Raw genomic sequence first — 22,361 nt, forward strand, 5'->3', positions numbered from 1 at the left:
CCGCTGCGTTCATGCCGCCAACGCTGACGCTAGCGACGAGGGCACCGCGCCAGGCAGCTTGCTGATGGCCGTCTTGAATGAGGCGAAATCCAGCACAGATGGCTGCCGTCCATGGCGGCAGCCACGCCGCAATGGACACAGCGAACGACCTGCTAGAGATCGTAGGACAGCACGTCTTCGAAACCGAACGTGTCGAAATTCTCGATGCGCGAGGGATACAGGCGACCGACCAGATGATCGTATTCGTGCTGCACCACGCGTGCGTGGAAGCCTTCGGCGTCGCGCTCGATCGGGCTGCCGTCGGGTGCGAAGCCGCGGTAGCGAATGAAGCGATAGCGCGGAATCACTGCGCGCAGGCCGGGAATCGACAGACAGCCTTCCCAGCCGTTTTCCATGTCTTCCGACAGCGGCTCGATCTGCGCATTGGCCAGGGCCGTGCGCGGCACTGCGGGCGCTTCCGGATAGCGCTCGCTGGCGTCGAAACCGAACACCATCAATTGCAGATCCACCGCGATCTGCGGTGCTGCCAGACCGACGCCACGCGCCGCGTCCATGGTTTCGAACATATCGGCCACCAGCGTGTGCAACTCGGCGCTTCCCAGGTTGGTGACCGGCGGTGCCACGCGTAGCAGACGCTTGTCGCCCATGCGGATAATTTCGCGAATCATGCGGGTGCTCCTGACGATCGTGGCGTGGATTCTAGAGCGGCTGACGACCGGTAGCGAACAGGTGCAGGCGGTGCAACGGCACGCAGACGCTGCAGTGAACGGATGGTAGTTGCCGCGGGTTGTGCATGCCCGGCGCCGGGCGCCGCTCGCGCCAGCGCACGGTGCCGACAGTCGCCTTGTCTTGCCGCACTCAGCAGGTGTAGTGCATGCGCAAGCGGGCGTGTAACAGGCTTGTTCATCGCCCTGTGAATAAGCGTACTGCGCCTATCGTCAGCGCTGCGGCCAGCGTGAAGGTGCAACACCCGCTTCGCACCGGTTGAACCGGCTCGAACATGTCAGCGGCCAATGCGTTGACCGGCCTCGTCCAGCACGCGTTCGCCGTCTTCCTTGATGAAGCCGTGCGTGGCTGGCGGCAACAGGTCCAGTACCAATTCGGAGGGGCGGCACAGGCGCGTGCCGCGCGCGGTCTGGACGAATGGGCGGTTGATCAGGATCGGATGGGCGAGCATTGCGCTCAACAGTGTCGCATCGTCCAGGGTGGGATCGTCCAGTCCCAGTTCCAGATAGGGCGTGCCTTTCTGGCGGATGGCCTCGCGGACCGTGATGCCGGCAGCGGCGATGAGCGACTGCAGCGTCTGGCGGCTCGGCGGATGCTGCAGGTAGTCGACGATCTGCGGTTCGACGCCGGTGTGGCGGATCAGGGCAAGGGTGTTGCGTGAGGTCCCGCAACCGGGATTGTGGTAGATGACGGCGTGCATGGTGGCCTGGCGCTGGGTTGGCTGATGGAAGGCGGCGCCGGCAACGGATGTCCGAACGACGACCAGACCGGCCAGTGTACGAGTGGCGTCCGGGGATGCCGAGCGCCGGCCACGGCGTGCGCTGGCGCCTTGATGGCGGTGCTGGGAGAAGTGAATTCCCAGACTGCAAACCCTGCCGATGACTTTTTCAGGTTGCCGCTTCGCATTCGACGGCGAATGTGTCAAAAGATTGACACGAATCACGGATTCATGATTCAGTCATGAACAGACTGAAACGGAAGGATTCTCCCGAGCGCCGGTGTCAGCACGGCGTTTTTTCCCCTGTTGGACCCAAGGAAACCCCAACGATGATGAGCTTTCGCAAGCCCGGATGGATGCTGTCCGGTGTGTTGTGTGTCGCATGCCTGCCGGCGATCGCTGCAGCGCAGGAAGCTGCTACTGGCAGTTCCAAGGTCGGTATCGACCCCACCACCGGCAAATTGCGCCCGCTGACCGACGCCGAGAGCGCGGCGCTGGATCAGCAGGCGGCTGCAGCCGCCTCCGCAGCACGCAGCAGCGCCGCACGTAGCTCGGTTCCGCAGACCGAAGCGGCCGCACGCGCGACCGAGCGGCGCCTGCCCAGTGGCACCGTGGCGCGCAAGTTGCCGGCCACCCAGATGAGCTCGTTGACGGCAACCCGTCAGGCCGATGGACGCATCGTCATCGAACACAGCGACGAGGCCGGCACCACCCAACCCACCCACGCCGAGCATGGAGCGCTGCCGCATGAATAAGCCCTTGTTGCTGTTGTCCCTGGCCGTGGCGGCCGCCCTGGCACCGCTGCATGCACGGGCCGCCAATGTCACGCTGATCAATGGCGATGCCGGCACCGTGGTCGGTTTGAACGACCCGACCGCTGCCGCACCGCTGGGCGGCAACCCGGGCCGCACGATCGGCGAGCAACGCCGCATCGCATACCAGTACGCCATGGACCTGTGGGGCGCGGTGCTGCAGAGCAACGTCGAGATCAAGGTGTATGCCTCGTTCGCGCGGCTGACCTGTACCGCCACCGGCGGCACGCTGGGCCAGGCCGGGCCGAACTGGATCGTCAACAACTTCCCCGGTGCCAAGGCCAATACGCTGTATCCGTCCGCGCTGGGCGATGCGATCGCCGGGCAGGACCTGGTGCCGGATCCGTCCGATCCGGCCGACGTGTTTTCGCAGTTCAACGGCGACCTGGGCAAGGACGATTGCCTGGCCGGTTCCGGCTGGTATCTGGGTCTGGACGGCAAGACGCCCGAAGGCCAGATCAACTTCCTCAACGTGGTGATGCATGAGATCGGCCACGGTCTGGGCGCGGCCGGCTTCCTCAACAAGACCACCGGCGTGCTGGGTTCGGGCAGCGGCCTGACCGACGTCTACACCTCGCAGGCCTACGACAACGTCCAGAACAAGCGCTTCGACGACCCGACCATGACCAACGCCCTGCGCGCCGAAGCGATGCGCACGCCCGGCCGTACGGTATGGGCCGGGACGCGCGTGAATCGCGAGGCGGCGTTGATCCTGGATCCGCGTACGCTGCTGCGCGTCACCGCACCGGCCAGCGCTGCGGGCAAGTTCGAAGTGGGCTTTGCCAGCTTCGGTCCGCTGGCCACCGCGGCCAATTTCCCGGCCCGTTCGGTGGTGACGGTCAACGACGGCGTGGCGGCCGCATCGGCCAGCGATGGCTGCGAAACCCCGTTCGTCAATGCGGCCGATGTGGCCGGCAAGGTGGCGCTGATCGACCGCGGCACCTGCGCGTTCGCGATCAAGGTGAAGAACGCGCAGCTCAACGGCGCGGTGGGCGTCATCGTCGCCAACAACGCGGCCGGTGTGCAGACGATGGGCAACGCATCACCGCCGATCACCGACATCACCATCCCCGCCATCATGGTCTCGCAGGCCGATGGCGCGCGCCTGAAGGGCAGCACTGCGGTGGTCGCGGCGCTGTACGAAGATCCGCAGCTGCTGCAGGGCACCGACAGCGCAGGCCGCACGCGGCTGTACTCGCCCAGCGTGGTGGCCGGCGGTTCGACGTTCTCGCACTTCGATACCGATCTGCAGCCCAATGCCTTGATGGAACCGTTCGACACGCCGGAAGTGCAGGCGCACGTCAACATCGACCTGACCCCGGCGCTGTTTGCCGACATCGGTTGGACCTTGAACACCGGGCCGGCCAAGTTGGGCACCTGCAACACCTCGGTCCCGACGCTGGAGACCGGCGGCCTGATTCCGGGCGCGAACGTGTCTGCCGAAAGCAGCCTGTGCAAGACGCAGAACGTCGGCAACCGCCTGGGTTACCTGACCTGCATGGACGAACACGCGCGCGAGCTGCAGAGCCAGGGCGTGATCAGCCGCGTGCAACAGGCAGTGGTCTTCGTCTGCGCCACCAAGGTGCGCCCATAAGCACCGAACGCGTGATGTGAAGCGATGCGAACGGCGCCGGAAGGCGCCGTTCGTTTGTCTGCTGCCGCGTTGTTGCGTGCAGGCCACGCGGTCCATGCAGCGTGGCGACGATGCACACCACGGCGCAGGCGAGGATGCGGACCCCATGCACGCGCGGCATCACGCCGCCTGCGTGCATTGGCTACAAACCCTGCTGCGCGTCTTCGGAGCGAGGCGCCAGGCTTGCCGGCGCATCAATGCTCCGCCGCATATGGCGAGGCCAGCACCTGCGGCGCACGCCCCAGCGCAGCGCCCAGGCGATCCATCACGAAACGCAGGTAGAGGTTGCTGCTGAACTGGTTGTAGTCGCGTGCATTGTTGAAGGTCAGCCGCCCGCCCAGAAACAGCTGCGGCGCCACCTGCCATTCGGCCGCGCCACTGAGGTTGTAGGACACGCCGGTGCGGCTTTCGCTCGCATACACCGGGTCGGTGTAGCGATCGACCAGGCCAAGCAGCGCGGCCAGCGATGCGGCGTCGTAGGCCGCCTGTTGCAGGGTCGGGTCGGTGGGGAAATATGGCGAGGCCTCGGTGCTGAAGTGCTGCACACCGACGCTGGCGTCGACCTTCCAGTTCACCGTCTGCCCGGCCGTGCGCCCGCTCCAATGCACCGGGAACCCCAGGTCCACATAGTCCTGCGGGCTGAAGTAGCCACCGTGCCCGTAAGTGAAACCGCTGAGATTCTTGTCGTACTGCATGGTGGTCAGATTGACGCCGGCGGTGAGCGATTGATGCTCGGTCTCCAGCGCGTGCACGTAGAAGCCCAGGTCGACCTGGCGATGGTCGTTGTCGGCCACGTTGTTGCCCTGCAGGCGGTGCGCGGCAAGGTTGGCGTAGCCGCCGAGCAGGCCGTTGTCGGCAGTGGCCGACAGCGACAGCCCGGTGCTGGTCACACCGCCCCATTGGCGCCCGCTGCGTGCGTCCTGCGCACCGGCAAACGACAGCACGCTATCGGTCACCGCACGCCGCGAGGCCTCGGCCGACCAGCTGACGGTGTCGCCGAGCTCGCCGCGATAGCCCACGCCACCGATGAGGTTCTGCTCCTGGAACCCGATCGGGGTGCTGCCCAGTTCGGCACTGAAACCGCCATTGCGATACCGCACGCCGACGCCCACGCCGGTGTCGTCCTGGCTGAGCCGGCGGCTGCCGTTGCCGCTGGCGGCCATCGCATTGAGCGTGTCGGCCAGGCCGGTCGGCGTCTGCTGCGCGGCGGCCGTGCTGCCGGCCAGCGCGCGCAATGCGGCCGCATCGCCTGCACCCAGCTGTTCGCTGAGCGCGGCATTGCCCAGGATGTCGCGTGCCAGCTGCCCAATCGGCGTGTTGGAGGCGTTGATGCTGAGCAGGTAGGCCGGCAGCGGCTCGTTGGCCAATGCAGCCAGCGCAGCGGCAGTGCTGTTGTTGTTCTCCACCAGCAGTGCATTGAACAGGCCGGTATTCAAGGCGTAGCGGCGCAGGCGTTCGCGCGTGGCGGCGGTATCGCCTTCGGTGGCGAGCAACTGATACACCGGCGAATCGACCAGCGTGTCGATCGGGCCACGGTTGGCGGCCAGCGCATCGCCGATGGCGCTCTGCGGGCCGGTGCCGAAGCGGCTGGCGGTGGCGTAGTCGGTGCCGAGCGTGCCGGCATCCACCACGGTCGGTGTCAGCGTGACGCCGAGCTTGCCCTCGCCGACTGCGAATTCGGCCTGCACCGGCATTTCGATGTCGTCCAGACGGCCCAGGCCGTCTTCGCCGTCGCGCGCGCGATACAGCGCGCCGCCGGCAAGGCCGTCGCTGTTTTCCGCCTGCACGGCGCGCAATTCGTCGAGCACGCTATTGCCGCTGCTGCGCGCGGACAGTGCTTGCGCGGCGATGTTGCGCGGCTGCAGATCGCTGCCCGACACAGCCGGCAGCGCGCCATGCGTGGAAGCGCGCAAGCGGCTGGGCGCAGGCAACGTGGAAGGCACGGTGCTGGCGCGTACCGGTTGCGGCAACGCGTCGCTGCTGAGATCGGCGGCGGCATTGACGGGTGCGGCAGTCGCGACACGTGCGGCGCCGGGCTGCATGGCGAGCGGCGCGATGTATGCGACAGGTGCGGTTGCGACGTCGTTGTAGGCGCTGCCGGCGGCCATGCGTTCGGACAGCATCGCCGGCGAACGCGGCATGGCGCCGGTCATGCCGGAGAATGGGTTGAGCGGCCGACCGGATGCGGCGACGGCAGCCAGGCCACGTGCAGAAGCCAGGCCATTGTCGAGCTGCCCGGCCTGACGCTGCTGCGCCGCCAGCGCTGCACGGAAATACTGCTCGGCCTTGCGGTTCTTGCCGGCACTGCGATAGACGCGACCGGCGGCCGCGAGCACGTCCGGCGACTCCGGTGCCTGCGCCAACGCGCGTTGCAGATAGCGCTCTGCATCGCGCAGGTCCGATTGCGCGGCGGCGCTGTTGGCGGCGGCGGTGAGCGTGTCCAGATCGCTGGGCTGACGTTGCAGGATCTGCTGGTAGATCGCCAGCGCCTGGCGGTGCTCGCCGGCGGCCGCGTACAACCGCGCGAGCGCGGCCTGCGCATCGCGGTTGCCCGGCTGCTGCGCCAGCACCGGCGACAACGCGTCGTAGGCGCCTTCCAGATTGCCGAGCTCACGCAATGCATCCACCTGCCGCAGCGTGTAGGCGCTGCGCAGGCCTTGGTAGCGGCGCAGCTGCTCCGGGGTCATGGTGGTGGCCTGCAGCTGTCGCAACACCGCCGAAAGCTCGGCGTCCTGATGCGCGCGCAGCAGCACGCTGGCGTATTGCAGGCGGTCTTCGATGCGCGGGCTGGCGCCAGTGACCAGCCGCTGTGCCAGCACCAGCGCGCGCTGGGTGTTGCCGGCGTCGGCATGCGCGCCAGCCAGGGCGGCCAGCAGTTGCGGATCGTCGAGCTGATTGCCCAGCGCCGTATCGGTACGCGCCAGCAACTGCTGCGCCTCGCCCACCCTGCCCTGCGCGACCAGCTGCCGCGCCTGACGCGCCTGCAGTTCGATCCATGCGGTGGCGCGCAGCTGGGTCATCGCCGGCGTGCGTGCCGCGGCTGGAATGCGATCCAGACTGTCGTAGGCGCCCTGCCAGTCGCCGCTTTCCTGCGCCAGCAGCGCATTGGCGTGCAACGCCTCGGGTTGGTCGCCGTGGACCGCGAGCAGGCCGTCCATCACGCTGCGCGCCTGATCCGGGCGGCCAGCCTGCTGGTACAGGCGCGCCAGATCGAGACGGATCCAGGCATCACCCGGACGCTCGACCATGGCCGCTTCCAGCTCGGTCTGCGCGCTGACCGCATCGCCGGCGTCCAGAAACTGACGCGCACGGGCGCGCTGCACGTTGGAGCGCAGCAAGGCTTGGCCACCGGATTTGGCGCGCTCGGCCGCCGGCAGCCGGTCGAACAAGGCGCTGGCTTCCTGCAGGCGGCCCTGGCGGCTGTACAGCCCGACCAGGCCCTGCAACGCGCCGGCATTGTCGGCATCGCGCGCCAAGGCTTTGCGATAGCTGGCTTCGGCCGCGACCGGGTCGCCGGCGGCCTGCAGGTCACCCAGCGCCACGTGTCCGGCCGGCTCGTTGGGCAGCAGCTGCACCGCCTGCTCTATCAGCTGGCGCGCCTGCGCCAGATCGCCGCGCGCGCGCGCCGTTTCGGCCTGCTGCAGTTGCTGCCAGTAGCGGGCGCTCTCCAGTGCGTTTCTCCATTTGCCGTTGCCGGCCGCGGCCGGTCGCAGCAGTTCCTGCGCCTCGGCAAAACGCTGCTGACGCAGACGTACCGAGCCCAGGCCGCCGAGCGCTTCGGGGTCGCGCGCACGTGCACGCAAGACCTGGGTGAAGCGTTGTTCGGCTGCGCTCAGATTGTTGGCGCTCAACGCGCGGAAGCCTTCGCCCAGCAACACGCCGTTGGGATCGGCCGGCGTGGTGGCCGTCGTGCGTTGCGCGCGCAGCTGGCCAAGTTTGGCGGTCACTTCGGCATCGTTCGGGGTACCGGCAAGAAACGCTTGGTACAGCGGCGCATCGGCCATGCCGGCGTTGAGCCACAGCAGCGCCTGGCGCCAGCTGCTGCGTGCCGGCCCACCCACGTCCGCGCGCTGGGCAAGCGTGCGCAATTGCGCGATGCCATCGCGGCGGGTAGGTTCGCGGTAACTGAGCACCTGCGCCAGCGCCAGCTGCACGGACGGATTGTCCGGGTCGCTGGATTGCAGGCGTCGCAGGCCATCGCGGGCGCGCTCCCAACCGGTGGGCGTGCCAGCCAGCGATTGGTAATACTCCAGCGCCAGGTTCGGCGGCGGCGGCTTGCCGGCGAAGGCGGCTTCGTAACTGCGCGCCGCTTCCACATAGCGCCCGGCAGAGGCAGCACGACGTGCATTGCGCAGATTGGAATCTTCGCCCGCGCTGCTGCTACCGCGCGCGCCGATCGCCACGCGCAGGCGCTGCGCCTGCGGCGACTGCGGATGCGCGCCTTCCAGTTGCTGCAGGCGCTTGCGCGCCTCGGACTGGCGCCCCTGCGCCAGATCGATCTGCGCCAGGCCGAGCAATGCGTCGGGTTGGTCCGGGTCGATACCGAGCAGCTTCTTCCAGGTATCGGCGGCCAGATCGTCGCGACCCTGGTCGTGCCAGTAGTTGCCCTGTTCCACCAGCTGCCGGGTGGCGCTGGTCTGCGCATGCGCTGCCGGTGCGGCGAGCAGGCACAGCTCCAGCATGCCGGCGAGGTAGAACGGCTTCAGGTCGTTGCGGCGCATGCAGGGGTTCTCCAGGCGGGCAACAGGCGCCCGTCTGCGGCGAAGCGGTAGCGGTTCTCAAGCCATCCCTGTCCGAACAGGGCCAGCGTGCGTTCGAAATACGGCAAGGCAGCGGCGGCCGGCTGCGTGGCGGCGGGCACCCGCTGCGCCTGCGCCTTGAGCAGCGCGGGCTTGCCCAGCGCGCTCAGGTACGGCAACAACGCCGCAGAAAATCCCACCGGCAGCGCGCCGGTGCCCACACCGCGCGCGGTGTCGATCTTTTCGGCCGGCGTCTGCTGCGCGGCGAGCAGGTCGGCCGGTCCGGACAGGTCCTGCAGCAACCGCGCGCGCAGCGGCTCGCCAGCGTCCAGCATGCCGGCCCACAGGTACACGCGGATGGCGTCGTAACTGCCCACATTGCCGCGCTTGGGATCGGCATTGAAGGTCTTGCCGTCCCACACCGTCCAATCCGGGGCAAACCCCACCGGCGCACTGTCGCGCAGCACGCGCGCGCTGTTGGCGGCGATGGCGGCCCATGGGCCCTTGGGGTCGGCGTTGGCGCAACGACGCAGCACCTGGATGGGTAGATAGCTGGGATTGAGCGTCCAGCGCCCGTTGTCGACGAAGCCGGTGCGGCCCGGCAGCAGCATCGGGCCCAACCCGGGCAGCGTGGCCACTTCCTGCGTGCGGATCAGCTGCAGCATCTGCTGGCCGGCCTTGAGAAAGCCCGGGCGGCTCCACAACCTGCCGGCTTCCAGCAGCGCATAGGCAATCCACAACTCGCCATCGCTGGCGGTGTTGGCGTCCAGCACGCGCCAGGCGCCGCTGCCATCGCGGCCCCACAGCCATGCCGGCAGGTTGAGATCCGGGCGGCCGCCGCACAGGTTGTGGCGGGTCCAGCTCAGCACCTTGTCGAACAGCACCTGATCGTTGTTGACCAGGGCGAAGAACAGCGCATACGACTGCCCTTCCGAGGTGGAGCGTTGATCGGGATTGAGAAAATCCACCACCCGCCCATCGCGCTGGATGTGCTTGTCGACGAAGGCGCTCCACAGCGGCCACGGCCCGCACTGGCTGGGCGCCGCCAGCGCGGCTGCCGGCAGCAGCGCGGCCACGCCCGCCAATGTGCCTGCATGCAGCAGGCGACGGCGCGTCATGCCACCGGTATGTGCGTGCGCGCTCATGCGCCGCCACCGTCGTTGAGCCGCTCGGCGGTGCGCCTGCGCAGCAGCACGCGTGCAGCCAAGGCCAGCAACAGCGCCAGCAGCACCACGGTGAAGGCCAGCCACACCGGGTGATGCGAGAAATACCAGCGCAGCCAGGTCGGCAGCGGCAGGTGCCCCACGTAATAGGTCTGGTTGCCGACCAGGCTGGTGACGTTGTTCTGCTGCAGCAACACCACGCTGCCTTGGAAATCCTTGAGCAGGGTCGGGTCGAACCAGGCATCGAACAGGCGGCTCATGTTGGCCGGGTCTTCGGTCTGGAAGGCGACCACGCTGCGGCCGGATTTCAGCGGCGATTCGAAGCCCATCAGCAGTACGTCGTCCGGCTGCGGCTGCAGGGCGATCTCGGCGGTGGTGGGCAGGTCGGTGCGGCGCGCATCGAAGGATAAAAATCGCGGCAGTCGTTCGAACAGCCAGTCGGTCAGCGCAAAGCGGGTCGCCTGCCCGTCCTGACCGATCGGCAGATGCGCGCGCCATTGCTTGAACAACGGTTGCGATTCGGCGCTACCGAGCAGCAACAGATCGCGGCCGGCATGCTGCTGCACCGCGCCGGCGCCAATGATCTGCGCATGCAGCGCCGGGTAACCGGTGGAAGCACCGAAATGCCCGAGCAGGGTCAGCACGTTGCTCAGGTCCTGATCGCCGGGATTGTCGGGCAGCACGATGGTGGATTCGGACAGGTCCGCCAGGCGCGTGAACGGATAGCCGGCATTGGCGAACGCCGCCAGGTTGGGCATCGCCATGTAGTGGTGGAAGCCGCTCAGGTCGATGGTGGAATCGGCATCGATGGCACCCGACACATCCGGGAAGGTGTTCTTGCACGCTTCGCCTTGCGGGCGATCGAAGAAGAAATGGAAGCGCAGCTGGCTGTTGGCCGAAAACGCTCCCACCGGCAGCGTCAGGTCCTGATGCACCGGCATGCTGCCGCGCGTCCCCAGGCTGTTCCACCAGCGCATCGGCGTGGATTGAGCGAACGGGCGACCGGTCAGCGGCAGCGTGGTCAAGAACGATTCGTTGATGCTGACATTGAGCGCGGATTTGTTGTCCTGCTCCGGCAGCGTGTAGCGGTAGTTCAACGCAACCGGGATGCCGTCGCGTTTCCACACGAACAGGTCCGGCGGCAGCTGCAGGCCTATCCGGATCAGGTCGGGATGATAGCCGGCGACGTTGAGCTGGCTGGGCTGGGTAACCAGATCGCCGAAGCGTACCGGACGCTCGCTCGACACCCAGCTGGGCGCGTCGTAAGGCCGCCGCGGCGCAGGCGCGCTGATGTCGCCGATGCGGGCCACTGCGCCGGTCAACGGCGCACGCAAGGCCAGCGCGGTGGCGGCACGCTGCAGGTCTTCGCTGTTGCGGCCGAGCACCAGCAGCAGCTTGCCGTTGCGATCGTTGGGGTTGGCCAGCACGGCCACGGTGGGGCCGCGGATGTCGGCCACGCCGCTGTCGGCGGTCGCAAATTGCGCTGGCAAGGTGCCGGGCGTCGCGAAGACGACCGCGTTCCCGGACGCCGGCAAGGCCTCGGTGGATGCCGGGAACACCGCGCCACGGTAGCCGGCCAGGCTACCGAACCACGAGGCCACCGTGCCGGCCGCCTGCAACGTGGCGGTGTCCGGGCGCTGCGGGAAATAGAACGGCAATTCCAGCCGGCGCGTGTCGCGCATATCGAAGAACGGCACCGGCAGCAACGCCAGGTTGTTGGCCAAGGCCAGCGGCGTGGTGGTCAGCGACAGGCTGGTGGCCGCATCCACATTCGCCCACAGACTGCTGTGGTCGGGGTCTTCGCAATCGCGCGTGTAGTGGCCGATCAACTGCAGATTGAGCTGGTTGTAATCGGTGACCAGGCGCGGATCGATCGGCAGATCGGCCGAGAGCAACTTGCCGGCGTTGGCCTTGTCGGTGGGCAGCGTGGCCACGGTGACGCCGTTGATGGTGACCTTGAGATGCGACAGGTCGGGCAACAGCGAGGGCGAGTAGCTGTATTTGAGATTCAACGTGGCCGCGGTGACGATCTCGTCGCTGCGCACGCTGAAGGGCACGCCGGCGCTGCCCTGCACCCCGCGCAAGGTGATTTCGTAGTCGATACCCAGTTCGCGCAGCGTTGCCGCACGCGTGCTGCCGCCTGGCAACGGCGCCGCTGCGAAGGCGACGGGCACCTGCGATGGCGTGGCTGCCTGCATCTGGCTGCCTGCCTGCGCAGATGGCGTTGCAGGCATGGGCTGTTGCGCCTGCGCCAGGCCTGCCAGCAAGGTCAACGCACAGCTCAACACAGCCGGGAACATCCGCATCAGCTGCGTCCTGGTAAAGCAAACAGAAACACCACGCATCACACTCACGACTCCAGATCCACCGCGCGCCTCGGACGAAAGCCCTGCCGCGCGCTGTCCACGATATGCCCGCCCAGTCGCCCGAATCCGCGTGCACTGGCTTCCAACACCTGCCCCATCGAGCGCCAGAACGCATCGCGGTCGTGCTGGCCCCACTGCGACAGCCAGATGTCGGCGCGCGCGAAGGTCGACGCCACCAGCCAGCGCTCCTGTTCCATCGACATCTGCGTGAACTGGATGCTGACCTGTCCATCGCGATCCTGGCGCACCACCGCCGGCAAGGTCTGCTCCACGCCGCGATGGCTCAGGCCGATCTGCACCGGCAAGCCAGGCTCGATCGGCTGCGGCTGCGCGAGCATGATCGCCATGCCGCCCGTGGAAAAATTCACCGAGCGACTCGGCAGCACATCGCCATCGGGCAGATACAGGGTGACCGGCACATCCAGCGGCACACGGTGGGCGCTGCGCACCTGGCGCGTTTCGCTGGCGGTGGCAATCGTGGCGCCCAGCAGCACCATGTTGTAGAGCGTCCAGGCCAGGTTGAACCAGATGGTCTGCTGCTCGCCGCTGCCACCCACATAGATCAGCCGCAGCACACCGGCCACCATGCCCACCACGTTGAGCAACAACAGGAACAGATAGGGTTTGGCGATCTGCGCGTCGAAATAGCTGCGCGCCACCAGCCCCCCCTTGGGCGTGACGTTGAACTTGCCGAGTTTGGGATTGAGCAAGGCCACCAGAGTGGGACGGAAGATGTACCAGGCCAGCGTGGTTTCGTAGACCTCGTTCCACAGCAGATGGCGGAAGCGGCTCTGCACGCGCAGGTTGGTCAGGTTGGCCTGCAAAATATGCGGCAAGGCGTAGGCCAGGATCATCAACGCCGAGGCCTGGATCACGTGCGCGCCGAAGAACAGATAGGCCAGCGGCGCAGTGAGATAGATGATGCGCGGCACGCCGTAGAAGAAGTGCAGCATCGCGTTGAGGTAGCACAGCCGCTGCGACAGTTTGAGCCCGCGACCCAGCAAGGGGTTGTCGATGCGTGCGATCTGCGCCATGCCGCGCGCCCAGCGGATGCGCTGCGCCACGTGGCCGGACAGGCTTTCGGTGGCCAGGCCCGCGGCCTGCGGCACGGCCAGGTAGGCGGTGCGGTAACCGCGGCGCTGCAGCTTGAGCGCGGTGTGCGCATCTTCGGTGACCGTTTCCACCGCCACGCCGCCCACTTCTTCCAGCGCGGTGCGCTTGATGACCGCACACGAACCACAGAAGAACGTGGCATTCCACTGGTCGTTGCCATCCTGCAGCAGGCCGTAGAACAACTCGCCTTCGTTGGGCACCTTGCCATGCGTGTCCAGGTTGCGTTCGAACGGGTCCGGCGAAAAGAAATAGTGCGGCATCTGCACCAGTGCCAGCTTGGTGTCGTGCAGGAACCAGCCCATCGCCACCTGCAGAAAACTGCGGGTGGGAATGTGGTCGCAATCGAAGATGGCCACATAATCGCCGCTGCACTTCTTCAACGCGGCATTGATGTTGCCGGCCTTGGCATGCGCGTTATTGGTGCGGGTGACGTAGTTGATGCCGACCTCGGCGCAGAACGCGCGAAACTCGTCGCGACGGCCGTCGTCCAGCAAATGGATGGTGATCTTGCCGGCCGGCCAATCGATCACGCTGGCCGCCAGCACGGTGGTGCGCACCACCGACAGCGGCTCGTTGTAGGTCGGGATGAACACGTCCACGCTGGGCCACAGGCGCTGGTCGGCCGGCAGCGGCACCGGCTTGCGGTTGAGCGGCCACAGCACCTGGAAATAGCCCAGCACCAGGATCACGAAGGCATACAGCTCGGCGCCAAGCAGGCCCAGGCCGAGGATGAAATCCACCGCGCTGCCCACGCCCATGGTCTGGGTCATGCGCCACCAGATGTAACGGCACGACACCGCTAGCGACATCCCCATCATCATCAGGATGACCACCCGCCCGCCGCGGTTGCGCACCGCCAACGCCACCGCGAACAACACGCCGGAAAACACCAGCTGCTGCGTCACATCCATCGGCACGGCCACCACGAACACCAGCAGCAACGCACCCAGCAACCACAGCGCCCAGGTCGCCAGCGTGGGCAGCGGTGATGCGGAACGGCGGCTGGCAGCGGTCATCAATCGTCCTTCAGGCATGGCGGCGTGCGGCACAACAAGCGGCAAGCGCATGGGCGCCTGCGGCGGGGAACAATGGGCAGCAGGTCAACGCGAACGCAGGCGCTTGAGCGGGCTTTGCGCGCAGCTGCGCGCATCGGCCTGCAACAGGCGCTGGAACAAGCGCTCCAACGGCGTCTGCGCGGGCCGATCGGCCGGCTGCACGCCGCGCGGCGCCGGTTCGTCGAGCTGACGCAACTTGCGCAGCGGGGCGAGCGCATCCGGCACCTGATCTGCTGCGGTCACGACGGGTTGCAAGGCATGCTCTGGCACCGGGACGGTGGCCGGCATTCCCAAGCTCGGCGTCGGCGCTGCCCCCCCCACCGGCGGCTGCACGGCATCGGGCGCAACGGTGATCGGTTCGACCGCTGCCGGCGCATGGGCCTGCGTCAGGCCGCAGGTGCGCGGCGACAGCTGGGTGTAGGCGAAATCGTGGTACCCCTGGCTCGCCGGCGTCCCCAGACGCGCGAACAGGCCCGACACATCGTCATGTTGGATTGCGTCCTTGCCCTTCTTCGCTGTCATCACACTCTCCTTGCCCGATCAGACATGCTCATGCCGTGCGCGCCAACACCAGGCGGCGCAGATCGACGGTGTCGCTCGGCACGCTCTGCACCGCCAGGCCTGCCAGCATCCCCAGTTGCTGAAACCACCCCTCGTACACCCCCTGCAGGAACCCATCGCTCCACGCGGCGCCATTCAGCGCGACGCTCAACGGCGCCCCCGCGTGCCGGATCTGCGCATGGTCGGTGTACTCCTCCAACGCGCACTGGCCCCAATCGCAGCGGCCCCACACCGCATTGGCCGCGTGCTGCGCGTCATCCAGCGTGGCGCAAGGCGCCAGCCGCTGTTCGCGTGCGAAACGGCGGCCGATTCGCGCCATCAACAGGGCCAGATCGTCCTCGGACAACTCGGCGCCGAACTCCTCGGCCATCGCGCGCACAAACCCCAGCCATTGCCGTGAGCAACTGCGCGTGCGGTATAGCGGCAGCGGGTCGAGTGCGCTCATTCAACAGACTTCGCAAGGAAAAGGGCCGTCACATGCGACGCATGCACCCGATGTGATGCACGTGTGATGATGTTAACGGCCGCCACCCCCGAATCGAGAGCTACGTCTCACTTTTTCCGGCATTCCCTGACAGTGTGTAGGGAATTTACTGAGCGGGTGGTCACCCTGCAGTCACTCTTCTGCGGTGTCGCCCCGATCGATCATGTCTCTGCCATCGGCGGCAACCCGAACACGTCGCGCAGATAGCGCAGATATCCGATGTCCTCGCACATGCTCTTGCCGGGCGAGTCGCTGAGCTTGGCCACCGGCTGGCCATTGCAGCGGACCATCTTGATCACGATCTGCAGCGGCGTCGGCCCCAGATCGTTGGTGAGGCTGGTGCCCACCCCGAAGGCCAGCCGGCAGCGCGTGTGGAAGTGCTGGTACAGCCGCATCACCTTGTCGATATTGAGGCCGTCGCTGAATACCAGCACCTTGGTCCGGGGATCGACGCGGTGCGCTTCCAGATGCGCGATGACGCGCTCGCCCCATTCGAACGGGTCGCCCGAATCGTGGCGCATGCCATCGAACAACTTGCAGAAATACAGATCGAAATCGCGCAGGAACGCATCCAGCCCGACCACGTCCGACAACGCGATACCCAGATCGCCACGGTATTCGCGCGCCCACGATTCCAGCGCCGCCACCTGCGAATCGCGCAGCCGCGGCCCCAACGCCTGGAACGCCTGCAGATACTCGTGCGCCATGGTTCCCAGCGGGGTCAGCCCGTACTGCTTGGCGAAGTACACGTTGCTGGTGCCGACGAACTGCTCGCCCAGGCCATCGCGCAGCAGCGGCAGCAACTCGCCATGCCATTGCCGCGAGTAGCGCCGCCGGGTGCCGTAATCGGCGATCTTGCAGCCGGCCGGCATGCTGCGCAGGCTGGCTACCTTTTCGCGCAGGCGGCTGCGGCCCTCTTCGAAATCCGGCTCGGAGGTATTGCGGAACCAGACCTCGTTGATGATCGCCAGCAGCGGCACCTCGAACAGGATGGTGTGCAACCACGGCCCGCGGATGGTCAGCTCGATCTCGCCCGGATGGGTGGCCGATGCGGTCAGGCTCAGATACTTGCGATCCAGATGGAACAGCGCCAGGAAGTCGGCGAAGTCCGGCTTGATGAAGCGCAGGCTGCGCAGGTAATCCACTTCGTCCTCGCGCAACCGCAACCGGCACAGCGCATCGATCTCGCGCGAGATCTCATCGATGAACTGCGCCAGGTCCACGCCGGGAGTGCGGCATTTGAAGCGGTAATCCACCTGCGCTGCCGGGTGCTGGTGCAGCACCGCCTGCATCATGGTGAATTTGTACAGATCGGTGTCGAGCAGCGAATGGATGATCATGCCGCCGGATTATGCCCTTAGCGGCGATGGCAGCGCGTGCACTGCGCACGCCCCGCGCGACGGCGCAGCGCACCTGTGTCGTCAGGCGCGGACCGGCGATTGCCAGGTTCGGCAAGCGAGTTTCAACCAGTCCTGCGCAGCGCAGCTGCTGGCAGAAGGCAGGCAAAATAACGCCAGCGCGCGCAGCCGCGCCCGCCTGAGGCGCATCACAGGTGCATACCATGCCTGTGCAGCCGCGATTTAGCGCGACTGACCACCAGAGCGAGCGCGTATCACGTGGCGTAGCCGGCGCCTGAAGCCCAAGCATGCGAGCGGTATCTGGCGATCCGTTCACCGACCGCGCCCGCCTTGCGGCAAGCGCAGCCGTTTGGCGAGTCGCCCTCAGCGCGCCAGCACCTGCTGCGCCGGCTTGCCCTGCACGGTGAAGTCGCTGTCGCCCGGGCCGCCGGCCTTGGGGTCGGTATACCAGCACCACAGCCCGATGCCTTCCACACCATGCGCCTGCAGCACCTTGCGCCACTGCTGCAACACCTGCAGCTGCAAGCGCGTATCGACGGCGGCCGTGCGCTGCTCGGGGCTTTCCCACGGCGCTGCCAGACTACCGCGCGCCGAACGCAATCCCAGCTCGGCCACCCATATCGGCTTGCCCACGCGCTGACCCAACTGCTGCAGGCGTTGCGCCGCAGCGGTCATTTCAGCGCTGCGCGCATCGGCAGCTTCGGACAGGCGCGGATACAGGCTGGTGCCCACCGCATCGAACAACGACCAGTAACGGAAGCTCTCGGCATGCTCCATGCCGTCTGCCACATACAGCAGTTTTCCGTGATAGACCTTGCGCACCGCCGCGACCAACGCCGGCCATTGCGGCGCGTCCTGCAACTTGCGCAACTCGGTGCCGATCACCAGCGCTTCGGCGTGTTCGTCCTGGGCCAACCTGGCCAACGGCAGCAACGCATTCTGGTAGGCCGCAAACCAGGCCGCCGGGTCGGTGGGTGCGGCATCGCCGGCCCAGTGCCCCGGAATCCAGACATGCACCTTGAGCGTCGGCTGCAATCCAGCCTGCAGGCTTTGCCGCAATGCAGCGCGCATGGCGTCGACACTGCTGTCGCTGCCCAGCACCGGATCGTTGGACTGCGGGCTGGCCTGCCACACGAACGCCACCAGCAACGCCTTGCTTGCACCTGTCTTGGCCAATGCGTCCAACGACTGCGCTGCAGCCTGGCTTTCCCACGGGGCGTTGGCGGAGACCTTGACATTGGCGCCCATCCAGGTCGGCGCGGCCGCATTGCAGCCGTTTGCCAGCAGACACACGCCGATCAACATTGCGACGCTTAGAACGCGCTTGAACATGCAGCAGACACCTCGGCATTCGGCGGCGCCGCGTGCCGGGAGCACGCCGTCGCACGCAACGATGCATTGTTCTTGTCCTGCGGCGCCACCGTGGCCACCGACGGGTTGGCCGGCTCGGCAGTGTGGTCAGTTGCCGTTGCAGCCGGGGCCACCGCAGCGCTCTCGGCCATCGCCGACTGCCCTACATCAACATCCTGCGTCGCGGGAGCGTCCGATGCACGCAGCGGCAACGATACCGGCGTCGTCATGACAACGGCCTCGCCCTGCATCAAGGCCTGTTCGTCGGGCGCTGCGGCACGCATCCAGCTGCCCCAACCCTGCGGCTGTGCCCAGATCGCACCCGCCAGGCCCAGCACCAGCAATCCGGCCGCCTGGCCGCGTTGGTCGGCGTGCAGCGCACGCAGCAACAGCGCCGCCGGCACCCACAACAACAGCAGGGCATCGAAGCCAGCCCAGCCGAACGCGAACGACAACGCAGCCGCGCAGATCACGGTGCCGGCACTGGCCACCACGCCACGCGCCAACGCACCGCTGCGCGCACGCGCCACCAGCGCAAGCACCGGGAAGCACACCGCGGCCGCCACACCCCAGCGGACCGCCGGCAACCAGCCGTCGGCATGGCCGGCCAGTGGCAGCGGCAACGGATGCGACGCCTGGGCGATGCTGGACAGCGTCGGCCACGGCGCATTGAACACGACCAGATTGACGTAGGCCCACATGCCGACCAGGAACGCGAACGGCAGATAGCACACCAGGTAGAACGAGCCCGGTGCCTTGCGCAGCATCTGTGGCGGCATGACCAGCAGCAGCCATGGCGCGACCATTGTCGACAGCGCCAGCGTCTGCAGATCCAGGCACAGCAAAATGCACAACCAACCGGCAATGCGCAGATAGGTGAAGGCTTCCACCGGCGCCTGCAAGCGGCGCAAGGTGCGGCACAAACCGTAGAAGGCCAGCAACCCCACTGCCTGGCTGCCGCCGGCGGCGATCGGCAGCAGGAACAGCGGGTTGCAGCCCACCAGCAGCGTCAGAGCGCTGGCCCAGCCGCGCCCGAACACGCCAGCCAGATCGCGCCACAGCAGCGACAGGAACAGCGCGTTGGCAGCCACCGCAACGCATGGCCAGACCTGGAACGGCAGATTCCAGCGGTGCAGGGTGAGATCGACCGCCCACGCCAACAAGCCGGTCGCCGGCACGCCGATGTCCGGCACAAGCGCGGGCACCGTGGCCACCGACTGCACCAGCAACGGCTGGCTCAGCAGCGACAGCGCCACCACGGCGATGAGGAACGCCGGCAGCCCGCTCTCGCGACGCTGCGCAACCGGCTCACTCTTCGAGTGCGGCGCGGCGCTCGTTTTCCGAATGCTTGCTGATGCCATGCGTGGTCTTCTCCCAATAGAACGGATTGTGGATCAGCTGCCAGAGACCCTTGTAGGCGGCGATCGACTGCAACGCCCAGTAGAACGGCACCGTCAGTGCGTACGGCGCCAGCTTGAAGTAGTCGCGTTTGAACGCTGCAACCAGCGTGATGTAGATGAAGAACGCATTGGCCAGCAGCAGATTGACCAGCGAGACCGCCGCCAGCCACGGCGGGAAGAAGCGCTCGAACATCGAGGTGCCGGTCAGCGCCCACGCCGCGTACAACGCCCACAGCACCGGCACGCCCAATGCGGTGAAAAAACCGCCGCCGATGAAGAACTGAAACCCCCAAAATCCCTTGAAGCCGGTACTGCGATACAGATGCACCGGGTCGCGCATATGCACCAGCCAGGTCTGCATATAGCCCTTGAGCCAGCGCGACCGCTGCCGGATCCAGTTGGGAATGCTGACGTTGGCTTCTTCGAAGGTGGTGGAATTGACGACGTTGACGCGATACCCGTTCTGGATCAGCCGCACGCCCAGATCGGCGTCTTCGGTAACGTTGTACGGGTCCCACGCGCGCACCTGGCGCAACACGTCCAGACGGAAGTGATTGGAGGTGCCACCCAACGGGATCGGAATACGCAGGTATTCCAGCGCCGGCAGGTAGAAGTCGAACCAGAGCGTGTACTCCAGCGTGAACATCCGCGTCAGCCAGTTTTCGTCGGCGTTGTAGTAGTTCAACCGCGCCTGGATGCACACCACATCCTTCTCAGCCTTGCGGAAGGCCGCAACCACGCGCTTGAGCTGGTCCGGCTCGGGCTTGTCTTCGGCGTCGTAGATGGTGAGCAGCTCGCCACGCGCAAAATGCAATGCGTAGTTGCAGGCCTTGGGCTTGGTCTTGGGCTGCGACGGCGGCACCCGGATGATTTCGAAGAACGCTTCCAGGCCGAGTTTCTTGGCCGCTTCGATGGTGTCCAGGTCGTCCGCTTCCAGCACCAGCTTTACGTCCAGCTTGCTGATCGGGTAATCCAGCTTGCGCAGCGCGTTGGCCAGAATCGGCAGGACTTCCGGCTCCTTGTACATCGGCACCAGCACGGTATAGACCGGCAGGTCGTCGTCGCGCAGCGCGGCCACTTCGTCTTCGGTGACCTTGATGTCGATGCGATGGCGCGAGCCGAACCACACCAGCAGCAACTTCAACCCGAAGGTGGCCAGAAAACCCAGCGCCACCAGCACGTTGACGGCGATCAAGGCCGGCACCGGGAACAGCACCAACGTCGCCAGCATCACCGCCGCCAGCGCCCATAACGCGAACTTCTGCCCGCGCGTGATGACCTGGCGTGCCGAATACGTCGGCGCATGCGCCGCAAGCAGATTCAGCGCGTTGTCGGTGAGCTGCTCGTCGGCGTAGCGCTGCAGGCTCCAGATGATGTCGAACTTGGCGGTACCGACAAAGCGCACGTCTTCGCCGTAATGGGCGCGTGCCCAGGCGAACAGGGCCGGGTCCGGATCGGCCACCGCCAGCACCAGCACACCGTCCTCGCGCCGCCACGGCAACACCAGACGTTGCGCGTAGCTATCCAGATCGCCTGGGGTGAGCAGCGCAGGATCCGGCGGCTGCTGCACCAGATCGATGAATTGCAGCCCGAAGTGCGCGGCAACGATGGCGTAGAACCGCTGCGCCGGCACGCCGCGCTGGGCCAGGATCACGTCGCCGAGGCGCGAATTCCAGCGTTGCTGCAAGGCCAGCGCCGAGCGCAGCTGTTCGTCGGTGATGACGCCTGCCGACACCAGCGCACGACCTAGCAGGCCGCGTTCGCGGCCGATGTCCGGCGCTCGTCCCAGCGCGTCCGTTTCGCAGGTCACCGTCATGTGCGGCCCCTTAGAAACGCCACCAGGCGGCCACGAATGGCCCGCCCGCCGCACCGGTGTTGCGGCCCATCACCGGCTGCTGATACCCCACCTGCCACTGGCTGCCACCCGGCGCCGTATACAGCGTGGACAACTGCAACTTGGTGAGATCGTAGTTGGTGCCCGTGGCGACGAAGCCCACGCCGCCACCGCTACCGGCAACATCGAAGTTGCCACGCCCGTTGCCCAACCCCTGGATCACGTTGAGTTCGCCCAACAGCAGCCAACTCGGGGTCAGACTCAGACCTGTGGACGCGTCCACCCGCAGTTCGTCGGACGCCGCGCTTCCGCGCAGGCGGACCGCGCCTCCCAGATCGACGTAGCCGTTGCGGCCGCCCAGCGTGTAACCGCGGCCGCGGCTGTAGCGCAGCTCGAGGCCATAGTCGCCGAGGCCGAGCGCAGGGTCGGAATTGGCGGAAGGATTGTTCGGGTGGTAGGTCTTGCTACGCCCATACGCGGGGATGCTCACCAAGGCCTGCACGGCACTGCGCCAGACATCGTTCTGCGCGCTCGGCAGCGCATAGCGCAAGCCAATTTCCTGATCGGCAAAACCGGTCGTCGTGGTTTGCTGACGGCCATTGACGGCATCGTGGTTGCTGAAACCCACGTCGTTGAAATAGAAGTTGCCGATGAAGCTGAGCTTTTCGGTCAAACCATGCTCGACGTAGACGTTGAGCTGGTCCTGACGGCTGCGGCCGTTTCCGTCGAATTGCTGGCCGTCGCCAAAGGTGCTGCGGTGGTGGCTGTCGTCGAACCACCCACGGCCATCGCTATGCAGCGCCTTGACGATTACCAGGGTGTCGCCTTGCGGCTGGGTCCACGCGCCGGCCAATGCGGTGCCCGGCGATGCGGCCAGCACACAGCCCAGCGCAAGCACCGATGCCAGGACCGACAGCGCACGCGGTTGCGTTGGATTTGAATGAGAAAACGGGGCAACCGAGCTGGACTGCAGCGGGGTAGCGCACGACCGACGTACCCGCCGTTGCGGGTCGTTCCGTAAAGACATTGCACGATTCCTGATGGGGGAC

Annotated in this window: 15 protein-coding genes; 2 read left to right on the forward strand and 13 right to left on the reverse strand. The window is 66.7% G+C overall.

The annotated features are described in order from the left end of the window. Positions 1–152 precede the first annotated feature (152 nt). Both def and arsC read right to left on the reverse strand, forming a co-directional pair. Positions 153–668 (reverse strand): peptide deformylase, encoded by a 516-nt coding sequence (gene def, locus AMD14_RS18155; protein WP_003483472.1) that lies wholly within the window; start codon positions 666–668, stop codon positions 153–155. Positions 669–1,003: 335 nt separating this feature from the next. Next, positions 1,004–1,426, reverse strand: coding sequence for an arsenate reductase (glutaredoxin) (gene arsC, locus AMD14_RS18160; protein ID WP_011052324.1), 423 nt, complete (start codon positions 1,424–1,426; stop codon positions 1,004–1,006). A 347-nt stretch (positions 1,427–1,773) separates the two neighbouring features. Between arsC and AMD14_RS18165 the strand changes: the two genes are divergently transcribed. Then, the gene (locus AMD14_RS18165) at positions 1,774–2,199 is read left to right on the forward strand and encodes a post-PEP-CTERM-1 domain-containing protein (protein WP_015472679.1); all 426 of its coding nucleotides are present in this window, start codon (positions 1,774–1,776) and stop codon (positions 2,197–2,199) included. Next, positions 2,192–3,850 carry a PA domain-containing protein gene (locus AMD14_RS18170; RefSeq protein ID WP_015463589.1) on the forward strand — a complete coding sequence of 553 codons (1,659 nt, stop codon included), beginning with the start codon at positions 2,192–2,194 and terminating at the stop codon, positions 3,848–3,850. Before AMD14_RS18165 ends, AMD14_RS18170 begins: the two co-directional genes overlap by 8 nt. Positions 3,851–4,083: 233 nt before the next feature. Here AMD14_RS18170 and AMD14_RS18175 read toward each other — a convergent pair whose 3' ends face one another. The 11 genes from AMD14_RS18175 to AMD14_RS18230 all read right to left on the reverse strand — a co-directional run bounded on the left by AMD14_RS18175 (position 4,084) and on the right by AMD14_RS18230 (position 22,339). Next, positions 4,084–8,610: a cellulose biosynthesis protein BcsC gene (locus tag AMD14_RS18175; protein WP_011052327.1), complete on the reverse strand. Its 4,527-nt coding sequence runs from the start codon at positions 8,608–8,610 to the stop codon at positions 4,084–4,086. Next, the gene (gene bcsZ, locus AMD14_RS18180) at positions 8,592–9,773 is read right to left on the reverse strand and encodes a cellulose synthase complex periplasmic endoglucanase BcsZ (protein ID WP_011052328.1); all 1,182 of its coding nucleotides are present in this window, start codon (positions 9,771–9,773) and stop codon (positions 8,592–8,594) included. Before bcsZ ends, AMD14_RS18175 begins: the two co-directional genes overlap by 19 nt. Beyond that, positions 9,770–12,097, reverse strand: a complete 2,328-nt coding sequence (bcsB, locus tag AMD14_RS18185; RefSeq protein ID WP_015472682.1) for a cellulose biosynthesis cyclic di-GMP-binding regulatory protein BcsB — start codon at positions 12,095–12,097, stop codon at positions 9,770–9,772. Before bcsB ends, bcsZ begins: the two co-directional genes overlap by 4 nt. Before the next feature lie 44 nt (positions 12,098–12,141). Beyond that, positions 12,142–14,286, reverse strand: coding sequence for a UDP-forming cellulose synthase catalytic subunit (gene bcsA, locus AMD14_RS18190; RefSeq protein ID WP_015463592.1), 2,145 nt, complete (start codon positions 14,284–14,286; stop codon positions 12,142–12,144). 84 nt (positions 14,287–14,370) lie between these two features. After that, positions 14,371–14,847, reverse strand: a complete 477-nt coding sequence (locus tag AMD14_RS18195) for a hypothetical protein (protein ID WP_005920716.1) — start codon at positions 14,845–14,847, stop codon at positions 14,371–14,373. 28 nt (positions 14,848–14,875) lie between these two features. Further along, complete coding sequence (gene bcsD, locus AMD14_RS18200) at positions 14,876–15,331, reverse strand: cellulose biosynthesis protein BcsD (RefSeq protein ID WP_015463593.1); 456 nt, start codon at positions 15,329–15,331, stop codon at positions 14,876–14,878. A 200-nt stretch (positions 15,332–15,531) separates the two neighbouring features. Next, positions 15,532–16,710 carry a nicotinate phosphoribosyltransferase gene (gene pncB / locus AMD14_RS18205; protein WP_003490746.1) on the reverse strand — a complete coding sequence of 393 codons (1,179 nt, stop codon included), beginning with the start codon at positions 16,708–16,710 and terminating at the stop codon, positions 15,532–15,534. Positions 16,711–17,091: 381 nt separating this feature from the next. Next, positions 17,092–18,060, reverse strand: a complete 969-nt coding sequence (locus AMD14_RS18215; RefSeq protein ID WP_015472685.1) for a glycoside hydrolase family 113 — start codon at positions 18,058–18,060, stop codon at positions 17,092–17,094. Continuing rightward, positions 18,042–19,337 carry a hypothetical protein gene (locus AMD14_RS18220; protein ID WP_029829415.1) on the reverse strand — a complete coding sequence of 432 codons (1,296 nt, stop codon included), beginning with the start codon at positions 19,335–19,337 and terminating at the stop codon, positions 18,042–18,044. Before AMD14_RS18220 ends, AMD14_RS18215 begins: the two co-directional genes overlap by 19 nt. 49 nt (positions 19,338–19,386) lie before the next feature. Then, on the reverse strand, positions 19,387–21,294 hold the full coding sequence (locus AMD14_RS18225) for a glycosyltransferase family 2 protein (protein ID WP_005920720.1): 1,908 nt from the start codon (positions 21,292–21,294) through the stop codon (positions 19,387–19,389). 10 nt (positions 21,295–21,304) lie between these two features. Then, positions 21,305–22,339, reverse strand: coding sequence for a hypothetical protein (locus AMD14_RS18230; protein ID WP_015472686.1), 1,035 nt, complete (start codon positions 22,337–22,339; stop codon positions 21,305–21,307). Between the last annotated feature and the right edge of the window lie 22 nt (positions 22,340–22,361).

The sequence above is a fragment of the Xanthomonas citri pv. citri genome, from assembly GCF_000961215.1.
Lineage (GTDB): Bacteria > Pseudomonadota > Gammaproteobacteria > Xanthomonadales > Xanthomonadaceae > Xanthomonas > Xanthomonas cissicola.

Excerpts from the sequence above, each read along its gene's own strand:
- AMD14_RS18230 (WP_015472686.1), bottom strand. The coding sequence starts at position 22,339 with ATGTCTTTACGGAACGACCCGCAACGGCGGGTACGTCGGTCGTGCGCT.
- AMD14_RS18175 (WP_011052327.1), bottom strand. The coding sequence starts at position 8,610 with ATGCGCCGCAACGACCTGAAGCCGTTCTACCTCGCCGGCATGCTGGAG.
- AMD14_RS18170 (WP_015463589.1), top strand. The coding sequence starts at position 2,192 with ATGAATAAGCCCTTGTTGCTGTTGTCCCTGGCCGTGGCGGCCGCCCTG.
- bcsZ (WP_011052328.1), bottom strand. The coding sequence starts at position 9,773 with ATGAGCGCGCACGCACATACCGGTGGCATGACGCGCCGTCGCCTGCTG.
- AMD14_RS18215 (WP_015472685.1), bottom strand. The coding sequence starts at position 18,060 with ATGTTCAAGCGCGTTCTAAGCGTCGCAATGTTGATCGGCGTGTGTCTG.
- def (WP_003483472.1), bottom strand. The coding sequence starts at position 668 with ATGATTCGCGAAATTATCCGCATGGGCGACAAGCGTCTGCTACGCGTG.
- bcsB (WP_015472682.1), bottom strand. The coding sequence starts at position 12,097 with ATGCGGATGTTCCCGGCTGTGTTGAGCTGTGCGTTGACCTTGCTGGCA.
- bcsA (WP_015463592.1), bottom strand. The coding sequence starts at position 14,286 with ATGACCGCTGCCAGCCGCCGTTCCGCATCACCGCTGCCCACGCTGGCG.
- pncB (WP_003490746.1), bottom strand. The coding sequence starts at position 16,710 with ATGATCATCCATTCGCTGCTCGACACCGATCTGTACAAATTCACCATG.
- bcsD (WP_015463593.1), bottom strand. The coding sequence starts at position 15,331 with ATGAGCGCACTCGACCCGCTGCCGCTATACCGCACGCGCAGTTGCTCA.
- arsC (WP_011052324.1), bottom strand. The coding sequence starts at position 1,426 with ATGCACGCCGTCATCTACCACAATCCCGGTTGCGGGACCTCACGCAAC.
- AMD14_RS18165 (WP_015472679.1), top strand. The coding sequence starts at position 1,774 with ATGATGAGCTTTCGCAAGCCCGGATGGATGCTGTCCGGTGTGTTGTGT.
- AMD14_RS18225 (WP_005920720.1), bottom strand. The coding sequence starts at position 21,294 with ATGACGGTGACCTGCGAAACGGACGCGCTGGGACGAGCGCCGGACATC.
- AMD14_RS18195 (WP_005920716.1), bottom strand. The coding sequence starts at position 14,847 with ATGACAGCGAAGAAGGGCAAGGACGCAATCCAACATGACGATGTGTCG.